The 11,473-nt window shown below is 39.0% G+C and carries 7 protein-coding genes and 2 pseudogenes; 7 read left to right on the top strand and 2 right to left on the bottom strand.

Going from position 1 to position 11,473, the window contains the following annotated elements; translation table 11 throughout:
- Nucleotides 1-152: 152 nt before the first annotated feature.
- From KTG12_RS01200 to KTG12_RS01180, 6 genes and pseudogenes are all read left to right on the top strand, one after another.
- Nucleotides 153-1,704: pseudogene (locus tag KTG12_RS01200) on the top strand (right-handed parallel beta-helix repeat-containing protein).
- A 155-nt stretch (nt 1,705-1,859) separates the two neighbouring features.
- Nucleotides 1,860-3,365, top strand: a pseudogene (locus KTG12_RS21600) (two-component regulator propeller domain-containing protein); the annotation flags it as partial.
- Nucleotides 3,366-3,373: 8 nt separating this feature from the next.
- A complete protein-coding gene (locus tag KTG12_RS21595) occupies nt 3,374-5,944 on the top strand; it encodes a response regulator (protein ID WP_022321274.1) in 2,571 nt (856 codons plus the stop codon).
- Nucleotides 5,945-6,110: 166 nt separating this feature from the next.
- Nucleotides 6,111-6,494 carry a GntR family transcriptional regulator gene (locus KTG12_RS01190; RefSeq protein ID WP_022321275.1) on the top strand — a complete coding sequence of 128 codons (384 nt, stop codon included), beginning with the start codon at nt 6,111-6,113 and terminating at the stop codon, nt 6,492-6,494.
- Nucleotides 6,495-6,496: 2 nt separating this feature from the next.
- Nucleotides 6,497-7,384, top strand: coding sequence for a slipin family protein (locus tag KTG12_RS01185; protein WP_022321276.1), 888 nt, complete (start codon nt 6,497-6,499; stop codon nt 7,382-7,384).
- A gap of 31 nt (nt 7,385-7,415) precedes the next feature.
- Nucleotides 7,416-8,333: a hypothetical protein gene (locus tag KTG12_RS01180; protein WP_022321277.1), complete on the top strand. Its 918-nt coding sequence runs from the start codon at nt 7,416-7,418 to the stop codon at nt 8,331-8,333.
- Between the two features lie 149 nt (nt 8,334-8,482).
- Here the strand turns inward: KTG12_RS01180 and KTG12_RS01175 are convergent, their stop codons facing one another.
- Nucleotides 8,483-9,772 (bottom strand): O-acetylhomoserine aminocarboxypropyltransferase/cysteine synthase family protein, encoded by a 1,290-nt coding sequence (locus KTG12_RS01175; RefSeq protein WP_022321278.1) that lies wholly within the window; start codon nt 9,770-9,772, stop codon nt 8,483-8,485.
- A gap of 175 nt (nt 9,773-9,947) precedes the next feature.
- On the opposite strand from KTG12_RS01175, the gene KTG12_RS01170 reads away from it, so the two are divergent.
- Nucleotides 9,948-10,418: an Lrp/AsnC family transcriptional regulator gene (locus KTG12_RS01170; RefSeq protein ID WP_005639984.1), complete on the top strand. Its 471-nt coding sequence runs from the start codon at nt 9,948-9,950 to the stop codon at nt 10,416-10,418.
- Between the two features lie 28 nt (nt 10,419-10,446).
- On the opposite strand, the gene KTG12_RS01165 is transcribed toward KTG12_RS01170, so the two are convergent.
- Nucleotides 10,447-11,463: a Gfo/Idh/MocA family protein gene (locus KTG12_RS01165; protein ID WP_022321279.1), complete on the bottom strand. Its 1,017-nt coding sequence runs from the start codon at nt 11,461-11,463 to the stop codon at nt 10,447-10,449.
- Nucleotides 11,464-11,473 lie beyond the last annotated feature (10 nt).

Genomic DNA, 11,473 nt, shown 5'->3' with positions numbered 1-11,473 from the left:
TTCAGGTTATAACAAAGCCCCAGCTTGTGAAAGTCGGGGCTTTGGGCATAAAAAAGAAGGTGAGAATTTTGACACACCTTCGTTTAAATTATAAACAAATGAAACAAGTAGACATTTTTAAGCAAAAAATATTTACCGGAGACAAAAAACAAATGTTATTTTTCTGGAAGGCAATCAAAAATATGAACAAATATATATCTGTTTTTCTGATTTTTTTTCTTAATGCCTGTATTTCACCATCAGGATATTTATCATCCGATAATTCTACTTCATATTATTTTGATGCAACAAACGGAAGTGATGATAACAATGGAACATCTCCAGATAAAGCTTGGAAAAATTTAGCAAAGACTCGAGGTCTGAAACTCTCCCCAGGAGACAAGATTCTTCTCAAAAAAGGGGAGACATTTATCGGAGAACTTTATTTGAATGGGACAGGAACAGCGGAAGCTCCCATAATCATTGATGGATATGGAGATAAGGGACATGATCCTTGTATCATAGGATATGACCAGTCTCCTTATGCCGTGTATGTCTATAACTCTTCTCAAATTACCATACAAAATTTGGAGATAGTTAATACCGGAAAGGATAGATTACCTGGTAGGACCGGTGTAAAAGTTCATTTGGAAAACTATGGTACAGCTCGTTCGATCACGTTAAGAAATCTGTATATTCATGATGTGAACGGTAGTCTCGTAAAAAAGCAAGGTGGAGGATCGGGGATATATATTGTGAATGAAGGAGAGAAACCGAGTATCTTTGACGGACTGACAATAGAGAATTGTATTATTCGTCGTTGTGAGCGGAACGGAATAATTTGGTGGGGATATGTAACACGTGACTTTTGGCATCCGAATCGTCATGTTGTTGTACGAAACAATCTTATCGAAGGAGTTCCAGGAGATGGTATCGTTCCAATAGGATGCGATAGTGCTGTAATTGAGTATAATCGAATCAAAAATTGTCCGGACCTGTTACCTGATGGAGAATTTGCTGCTGGAATTTGGCCGTGGAGTTGTGACAACACACTCATACAGTTCAATGAAGTTTCCGATCATAAGGCTCCTGGCGATGCTCAAGGGTTTGATTCAGATAATAATTGTAACAATACTATTATTCAATATAATTACAGCCATGACAATGAAGGAGGCTTTCTGCTGATTTGTAATACCGGAGAAACAGGAATGCCAGAAAACATTGGAACAAATAACACGCTGATACAGGGTAATATCAGCATAAACGACGGAAATAGAACGAAGAAAATAGGAACAGGATTTTTTTCTCCGAGTATTCATATTTCAGGACCGGCTAAAGGCAGTACACTTCGGCATAATATCATTCATGTGACCAAGAAAGTCAATTCCGACGTACAGCGATGTTTGTTAAGCGCAACACAATCTTATGGAGATGCAGACAGTACAACAGTATGTGAGAACCTGTTTTATGTGGCAGAAAACAGCTGTTTCTTGCTTGGAAATTCAACAAATAATTTTTTTTAAAGATAATTGTTACCTTGGAAATATCAAAAATATACCTGAAGACGAAGGGGCAACATATGAAAATAAAACATATAGCAATATGATAAAAAATGATCTGTCAGGGGTTGAATCGCTCAAGCCATTTCTTCATTCAGTCAATACTCCTACCGGAGAGTTACAGATTGTCGACAGTGATGCTATAAACTCGTTTTTTAGTAAATAAATAGTCAAAATAAAAAATATATAAATTCAAAATTGGATTATGTGGAAACTTTAAATTACTTTAGTATCAAAAAATGCTTGGGGCTTGCGTAAATAAAGAAAATCAAAAGATACAGGTTGCTATGTATTTAATAATGTATTAGAAATCTTTGTTTTATGAGTAAAATTTTAATACTATTATTATACTTATTTTTTATAACTTTTTGTGCCTATCCGGCATGGAATGATTATAATGTACGGGCGATCAACAATATAGAAGGTCTCCCTGATAAACATGTTAATCAAATTCTTCAAGACAGTGACGGATTTATGTGGTTTGCCACAAACAATGGTCTCTGTCGCTATGACGGATATGAGTTTAAGACATACAAGTCATCAAGCCAATTTCCGGAATTGTTGCAAAGTAATATTGTAAATGCAATTGTTGAAGACATTGATCATAACTTGTGGATCGGGACTGAACAAGGGTTACACTTTTTGGATAAATCGACCGACAAGATTGTTTGTATCAGCAATGACAGTCTTCCTAACTCTTTTATACATTCTTTGCTGATCTCTCGTGACAGTACGTTATGGGTAGGAACACAAGTTGGACTTTTAAAATATAATAGACAAACCGGTTCTTTTTTCCAATATAAAAATCGTCCCAATGATGAAACATCCATAGCAGGAAATTCAATTCACGCATTACTGGAAGACAAATCAGGAGATATTTGGGTGGGAACATTTGATAATGGAATATGCCGTTTTGATGTGAAAAAACAACGTTTTTACCAATATCCTGAAGTAACCGTTTTGAATAGAACCAATTTTTTATTGCAAGACACAGCTGAAAACATTTGGATATGCAACTGGGGTAATGGTGTATCCAAAATGAACAATCGGGAAACTTCTAAACACGCCCGATATACTCAGTTCGGGTATGAAACTGATTATGAGTGCATTTTCAAATGTTTACAGCAACTTCCGGACAAAAACATTTTAGTAGGGACTAATCAAGGGCTATATAGGATAGATAATAACAATAAACTGATACCAATTAATACCGATGTTTATTCGTCTGGTTTTATTTCCAACGAGGATATTAATGATCTATTCATTGACAATCAAAAGAATATTTGGATAGCAACAGCAAATTCAGGTGTTTATATCGCGTATAAAGAAAAAAAGATCTTTACCAATTACCCGATGAAATCTTCATTGGAGCCATATCAAAACTTAAAAGTGAATGCGTTGTATGAATGGAATAAAAATGTTTTATTACTTGGAGTCGATAAAATCGGGTTTTCCTTTTATGACAAAAAAGTGGGAAAAAATACCGGTTATAAAGAAATATCAAAATATAATGAACTATTTAAACAATGGCCTGGAAATGTGCAATTTATATTCAAACATCCGTCTAAAAAGGAATTATGGTTTGGTACACAATTTGGCGGATTGATAATTTGTCAGTTAAAAGATAGAGAAATCTCGTCCTGCCAGTATTATCTTCATCATTTAGGAAAAACAAAAATCGGAAGTTGTATTAATTCTATCATAAGTGACAAGGATGGCAATATTTGGATCGGCTCTGATGAGGGACTAAATATTATTACGACTAATAATGATACACTTTCTTATGATACTTATAACCGCATACAGTGTATTTATCAGGATCACACAGGTACAGTATGGCTCGGAACTTCTTTGATGGGCTATACAGTCTGGCATCAGGATCCAATGTGCATAAACTGTCTTTTAAAACTTATAACAGTAAAAACAAACTGCTTGTTGCTGATGAGATCATGTGTATCTATGAGGATAAAATGGGGAACCTTTGGATTGGAACAAATGGTTATGGCTTACAGAAGTATAACCAAGAAAAAGACTGGTTTGAACCGGCTCCTAATATACAGGAAATACCTAGCGATATCGTTTTTAATATAACGGAAGTGAACGGGACTCTTGTCTTAGGAACTAATAAGGGAGTGGTGTTGTATAACAGTCAGACTCATAAATCACTTATTTTTGATGATAGAGATGGAATGTTGGATAAAAGCTGTTTAAAAAATTCAATGTTCAATGACAAGAAAGGACAGATCTATTACGGAACCCCTAGTGGTTTCTGCATATTTCATCCAAACTTGGTGAACTATGACTCAACCCATACTCCAACTATCATTAGTGATTTTAAGATTTTCCACAAATCTTTTGATGAACTGCCGAATAAGAAGAAAAAACAGTTATCTGGAAAAACTCATCCACTCTACTCTAAAAACATTACTCTGACTTCTTCTGATAATAATATCGGGATCAAATTTGCCGCACTTTCTTATGTACATCCTGAAAAGAAAAAATATGCTTACAAATTGGAGGGATTTGACAAAGATTGGATCTACACGGATGCGACATCACGAACAGCATTCTACACCAACTTACCTTCAGGTGAATATCGTTTTTTGGTCAAGACATTGAATGAAGGTAGAGTGGAAAATGAAAATTATGAAGAATTCGGCATAAAAGTGCTTCCTCCTTTTTACAAAACGAATTTGGCTTTGGTATGTTATCTGTTTTTGATAACTATTTCAGGTTATGTTTTTTATCGTTTTCAAAATTATAGGTATAAATTGAAAGAAGCTGTGAAGGTCGAACAAATAGAGAGAATAAAAGCGGAAGAATTACATCAATCCAAGTTCAAATTTTTTGCCAATATCTCTCATGAATTCTTGACGCCGTTATCTATTATCAGTTGCTCCATTGAGGAGCTTAAGCGTATGTATAATATTGATAATAAAATATTAAAAGCGGCCCAGTCGAATACGATCAGACTTAATAGGTTGATTGAAGAGATTCTTGATTTTCAAAAACTGGAAAACAATAAATTAAAACTCAACATATCTTATGGAGATATAAGTTCTTTTGTCTGTAATCTTTGTCAAGAGAACTTTGCTTTATTAGCAAAGAATAAAAATGTCAGCTTATGTATGCAGTCGGAACCTGAACATATCGCTGCTTGGTTTGACACGAATAAAATCGATAAAATTTTATATAATTTACTTTCTAACGCAATAAAGTTCAGCTATCAGGATGGTAGGGGAAAAATAGAGATTCTCCTTAAAGCTGAGGATCAGGAAAGTGAATTTCAGTATAAAACATTACTTATTAAAATCAGAAATATAGGAAAAGGTATTGCAACCGATGAATTACCTTATATATTTAATCGTTTTTATGAAAACAGTTTTAAACAATTGGGCCTTAAAGGGAATGGCATAGGACTAGCATTAACTAAAAGTCTTGTCGAATTGCACAAAGGAACGATTAGTGTAACTAGTGAACTGGAAGAATGGACAGAATTTACAATCAGAATACCTATCAACAAAACAAGCTATAGCAACGAACAAATAAATGAAACGATAGAACATCGTTTCATTGTAAACGACTCGCCTGAAGGAGCAGCCATCCAACAATCACAGTCCAATTCTGAAATTCAAAAATCTTCAAAACAGAATTCCGTTTTGGTTATTGAAGATGATCAAGACTTGCGAGATTCACTTCAGCGTTTGTTACAAGAAAAGTATACGATATCAATGGCCACTAATGGGGAGGAAGGACTGAAACTTGTACAAGACATTAAGCCTGATCTGATTCTTAGTGATGTCATGATGCCTATCATGGATGGATTCGAACTATGTAAACAACTCAAGAGAAAGAAAGAGACAAGCTGTATTCCGATTATACTTCTTACGGCAAAAATAAATGATAAAGACTATTTGGAAGGATTGAACTGCGGCGCAGATGCATATATAACCAAACCATTTAATTTTAACGTGTTACAAGCAAATATAGACATGGTCATCTCTAATAGAAAAAGGGTTATAGATAGCTTTAAATCCAACCCTTTGACACAGAATATAGATATTACGATCTCATCATACGATGAAAAGTTTTTGAAAGAGGCCATGGATATTGTAAAAAAGAATATGGAAAATCCCGAGTTTGATGTCAAACATTTTTGTGAAATTATGCAAGTGTCCAATTCTATGTTATACCGCAAGTTGAAGTCTTTGGCAAATATGTCTCCTAATGAATTTATCCGTAGTATACGTTTGAATACAGCAAAAGAACTCATTAAACAAAGAAGGGGTAATGTTTCAGACATTGCCTATTTGGTAGGTTTTAAAGATGCACATTATTTCAGTGTTTGTTTCAAGAAAGAATTTAACATGACACCAGGAGAATATATGGAAACTATATGTTCTTAGCTTTTGGGAAAAAATAAAAAGAAGTATTCTTAAAGTCTATTTAAACACAAAAGTTTCATCCATACACCTCAAAAATTTCCACAAAAAGTTTTTGTGGAATAATTTATTCTTGTATTTTTGTACTATAATAGTAGTACAATATTAATATAGAATAATATAAAATCATATGATCAAGTTTTTATTAGATTACTCTAGCGGTATGCCGATATACCGCCAGATCATTGATCAAATCAGGTTTGGCATAGCATCCGGGCAACTTAAGTTGGGAGAACAGCTTCCTACGGTCAGAGCACTTGCCGTAGAGTTAAAGGTAAACCTAAACACGGTATCCAAAGCTTATAAAGAATTGGAGATCAAGAATATTTTGGAAACTCAGCAAGGAACCGGAACGTTTATTAGCAAAACAGATCATGTAGTACTGGAAAAAGAACGGGAAGACAAGTTAAAAGAAATTTGTACACAATTTTCTTCCGTTGTACTGAGTTACGGTTTCAGCCTAAATGAGGTTATTCGAGAATTAAAAGATATCGAAACTTCTAAAAAACAATGAATATGACAACAAATGTAATTAACAAGGGTTGGTTCAATCCCATATCCCTTTCCGTATTGCTGATACTGGTTATCGTATCAGCCGTTTTGTATGTTTCGAAGATTATAAACATACCGATATTCATCCTCTTGCTTCTTCTTTCCGGGTTGGTGACTTCTGCAATCCGCATAGCCGACCAATGGGAACGAGCGGTAGTCCTTCGTATGGGGAAATACAACGGTTTGAAAGGTCCCGGCCCCTTTATGATTATCCCGGTTATAGACAGTGTATCGACTTATATTGACCAGCGTGTACGGGTAAGTGCATTTAAGGCCGAACAAACTCTAACCAAAGATACGGTTCCGGTAAATGTGGATGCAGTCGTATATTGGACCGTCTGGGACGTGGAAAAAGCTGCATTGGAAGTACAGGAGTACCAAAAAGCGATCGAACATATCACACAGACTGGTCTAAGAGATACCATCGGTAAGCACGAACTGTCGGATCTCTTGCAGGAACGCGATAAGATAGCTGAGGATTTGCAACAGGTCTTAGACAGAAATACGAATCCGTGGGGCATCACATGCCAGACTGTCGGTATCAAAGATATCGCCATTCCGCAAGACCTGGCCGAAGCAATGAGCAAAGAGGCCCAGGCCGAACGTGAAAGAAGAGCTCGCGTCATCTTGGGAACAGCAGAAACGGAAATCGCAGAAAAGTTCGAACAAGCCAGTAAGAAATATACCGACAATCCTGTGGCATTGCATCTTAGAGGGATGAATATGCTGTTCGAAGGCTTAAAAGAAAAAGGATCGATGGTTATCGTACCGAGTTCGGCACTCGACACCATGAACTTAGGGGCTATGGGAGGCTTGGTTTCATTGGCTAAGAACAACGAGACACCGAAATAAACTATTTTCTAACAACAAAAAATCACCATTTATGGAAATACACAAACAAGGGATTACTTTTGTACTCCTTCTATTAATCTTTACAAATTGTTCACGAAAACCATCGCTGCAATGGATTCCCTTCAGTTGGGAAGGTGATACAATTTCGGGGATATACATTGAAAAAGCTTTTCTAAATGTTCCGGTAAAAATAGAGAATTTACCCTACGAATTCACAATGCAGTTTGATTTAGGAGCATATAATTCTGTCTTTTACGGGAATACTTTTGCTCCTTATCTCAAAGAAGCCCCATCTTTAATGAACAAAAAAGATTCAACCGGGATGTATAAGAATGTCAACCTGCAAATAGGGACAGTGGAGTTTAGCAATGCCAATATCGGATTCATGCAGAATTTCGGAAATAAAATCCCTAAAGATTCACTTCATTCAAATACCCCCAAGCATATTGGAACGATCGCATCCGACATGGTGCAAGATAAAGTCTTAATCATTGATTACAAATCAAACAGGCTTGCAATCACAGACTTTTTACCGGCTGAATACGAAAATCTGCTGGCTGAAGAATTTGAATCAGAATATGGGGAAATAAAATTGCCTTTACGGATTAATGGAAAAACATGTAAAGTATTGTTCGATACAGGTTCAAGCCCTTTCCAGTTAATAACGACACAAGAAAGAGCTTGGAGCGTATCAGACCTTACTATTGTCGACTCTCTAAGCGGTCCTTTATGGTGGGGACAAGAAATAACATTTTATGGCTTTAATGTAACCAAACCGATCGAGTTCGGCGGAAAAGCCTTGAACAATTCGAAAGTCTACTACGCCAAAGACGGCCTTTGGGATAGTATTTATAGTACCCTCGATGTCTGGGGAATAACCGGAAATGCTTATTTCTTTGAAAACACCGTGATTATCGATTACAAAAACAAACTATTCAGGATAAAATAAAAATTCGAACCCATACTTCTTCATTCAGATGCAAGCGTAAGTTGTTTTCTACATTGCCGTATATATTCCCGACAACGTCAAATATATTCTCGACAACGTCGAAAACAACTTACACTTGCATCAAAACAAAAACACATTGCCATCTTACATCAAACCTTTGCCAGAGCTTGGTCTAGGTCATCAATGATATCATCGATATATTCAGTACCTATACTCAGGCGCACAGTGGAAGGAGTGATATGCTGTCCGGCCAACTCTTCCGGAGTCATTTGAGAATGGGTAGTCGTATACGGATGGATCACCAGGCTCTTCACATCAGCCACATTGGCAAGAAGGGAGAATATTTCCAGCGAATCGATAAACTTCCAGGCCGCTTCCTGCCCGCCTTCGATCTCGAAAGTGAAAATACTTCCGGCACCTTTCGGGAAATACTTTTTATAAAGTTCATGGTCTGGATGGTCTGGAAGAGCCGGATGGTTCACTTTGGTTACTTTCGGGTGTTTGGATAAATACTCGACGACTTTCAGAGCATTGGCAACATGACGTTCCACGCGGAGAGACAATGTTTCCAGACCTTGCAGCAGGATAAAAGCATTGAAAGGCGAGATCGTAGCTCCTGTATCACGCAGAATGACAGCCCGGATACGAGTGACGAAAGCTGTCGGACCCGCCACATCGGCAAAGACCGCCCCATGATAACTTGGGTCCGGTTTGCCCAAGGTCGGGAACTTATCGGCATTTGCTTTCCAATCGAAATTGCCACTGTCCACAATCACTCCTCCCAAGCTCGATCCATGTCCGCCGATAAATTTGGTGGCGGAATGAACAACAATATCGGCCCCGTGCTCGATCGGACGGATCAGGTACGGTGTACCGAACGTATTATCCACTATCAACGGAATATTATGACGATGGGCCACCTCCGCCACAGCATCGATATTGGTAACATCAGAATTAGGATTACCGAACGTTTCGACATACACCGCTTTCGTATTCTCCCGGATAGCAGCCTCCAACGCCTGCAAGTCATTGACATTTACAATCGTGTGGGTAATGCCCTGAGTCGCTAACGTATGCGTAATCAGATTGAAGGAACCGCCATAGAGATTGTCGGCAGCCACAATATGATCACTCACTCCAAGTATATTCTGCAAGGCATACGTCACGGCCGCCGCACCGGAAGCCACCGCCAGACCAGCCACTCCCCCTTCGAGAGCGGCAACACGCGCTTCGAAAACTCCCTGGGTCGAATTGGTCAGGCGGCCATAAATATTCCCGGCATCACGAAGGCCGAAACGGTCTGCCGCATGTTGTGAATCATGAAATACATAAGATGTTGTCTGATAAATAGGGACGGCACGAGCATCTGTTGCGGGATCGGCCTGTTCTTGCCCTACATGAACCTGTAATGTCTCGAAATGTAATTTCTTTGTTACCATAGTCGTATTATTTTAAATTGTTCTTCTTGCTCATTTTCCAGCAAAACTATAGCAGACAGAGATATCAGACAAGATATATGGAAAATACAGAAAATAACGCTATTTTTACGGTCGTCAACAGAACGCATAAACTGTATCAGGATCGAAAAAAGGATTCTGATAGAATTTTATTCTTATGAACACACTTGAGAAATTAGACAAAGTAGACTTGCAGATCCTCCGTACCCTGCAATCGAATGCCCGGCTCACCACAAAAGAGCTCGCCGCGAGTGTCAGCCTCTCGTCGACACCCGTATTCGAACGCCTGAAACGCCTCGAAAACGGAGGATATATAAAGAAGTACATTGCCGTGCTGGACGCCGAAAAGCTAAACCAGGGCTTCGTGGTCTTTTGCAGTGTCAAGTTGAGGAGACTGAACAAAGAGATTGCGGCGGAGTTCACAAGAATCATACAGGAAATTCCGCAAGTCACAGAATGCTACAATATATCGGGAAGTTACGACTACCTGCTGAAGATCCATGCACCGAATATGAAGTATTACCAGGAGTTTATCTTGAACGTGTTAGGCACGATCGACAGCCTCGGATCGCTCGAAAGCACCTTTGTGATGGACGAGGTAAAGCATGAATACGGAATCCATATTTAAACGCCGCCCCGTCCCTATCTTACATTTATTACTTCAATGCATAAATCCGCTGGATGATGTCCACAACCTTCATGCCTTCCAATACGTTGGTCGTAATACATTCCGAACTTGCACCGGAAAGGACACGGACCACATTGCGGATCACGAAATTATGGTTCTGGGCGGAACCTTTATAAGGGCCGTAGTCATTTCCCGGATTCGTCGGCGCCAGTTCCGGCATTTCATAATCTTTGATATGGCAGTATTCGACTTCGTTCATATACTGTCCGCCGATTTTCACGCTTCCGTTCTCCGCAACAATCAGCATACTGCTTTCCATGTTCCTGTTCCAGACAGAAGTGGAATAGCTCAGGCTCCCCATCCCGCCGTTCACGAAGTTGAAATTCACAAAGCCCGAATCTTCAAAAGCCGTAAGTCCGGCATGGTTGAAATCGGCAAAGCGAGCCTGGATATTGCAGATATCCCCGAAAAGCCAGTACATAATGTCGATAAAATGGGAGAACTGGGTAAAAAGCGTCCCTCCGTCCAAAGCGGCATCGCCATGCCAGCCACCGGGTTTATAATAGCGCTCGTCACGGTTCCAATAACAATTCAACTGGACCATATAGATCTTGCCTAACCTACCCGAATCCACCATCTCCTTGATCCAGACGGAAGGAGGAGAATAACGGTTTTGCATGACGCAGAACACCTGTTTACGGTATTTCAGCGAAGCATAGACCACCTTCTCGGCATCGGCAAGCGTCAGTGCCATCGGCTTCTCGATCACGACGTTGCAACCGGTTTCGACAGCCTGAATGGCCATTGCTGCATGCAAGCCGTTCGGGGTACAAACATTTACGACATCTATGGAAATTCCGCTCTGCAATAGCTCCGTCAGGGATGAAAAAAACGGGACATCGTATGCCTCAATACCCAATTCCTCACAGGGACGAATATCACAAAGGGCCACCAATTCGGCTCCCGGATCGCGTGTCACCATCTCGGCATGACGTTTGCCGATATGGCCACAACCGATAACTGCAAATTTTATCTTTTTATCCATAAGCATTCGA

The sequence above is a fragment of the Parabacteroides sp. MSK.9.14 genome, assembly GCF_019041495.1.
GTDB classification, from domain to species: domain Bacteria; phylum Bacteroidota; class Bacteroidia; order Bacteroidales; family Tannerellaceae; genus Parabacteroides; species Parabacteroides merdae.
This window is presented reverse-complemented; position numbering and strand designations above follow the sequence as displayed.

Coding starts and splice junctions, on each gene's coding strand:
- KTG12_RS21595 (WP_022321274.1), top strand. CDS start 3,374: ATGGCTCGGAACTTCTTTGATGGGCTATACAGTCTGGCATCAGGATCC.
- KTG12_RS01190 (WP_022321275.1), top strand. CDS start 6,111: ATGATCAAGTTTTTATTAGATTACTCTAGCGGTATGCCGATATACCGC.
- KTG12_RS01185 (WP_022321276.1), top strand. CDS start 6,497: ATGACAACAAATGTAATTAACAAGGGTTGGTTCAATCCCATATCCCTT.
- KTG12_RS01180 (WP_022321277.1), top strand. CDS start 7,416: ATGGAAATACACAAACAAGGGATTACTTTTGTACTCCTTCTATTAATC.
- KTG12_RS01175 (WP_022321278.1), bottom strand. CDS start 9,772: ATGGTAACAAAGAAATTACATTTCGAGACATTACAGGTTCATGTAGGG.
- KTG12_RS01170 (WP_005639984.1), top strand. CDS start 9,948: ATGAACACACTTGAGAAATTAGACAAAGTAGACTTGCAGATCCTCCGT.
- KTG12_RS01165 (WP_022321279.1), bottom strand. CDS start 11,463: ATGGATAAAAAGATAAAATTTGCAGTTATCGGTTGTGGCCATATCGGC.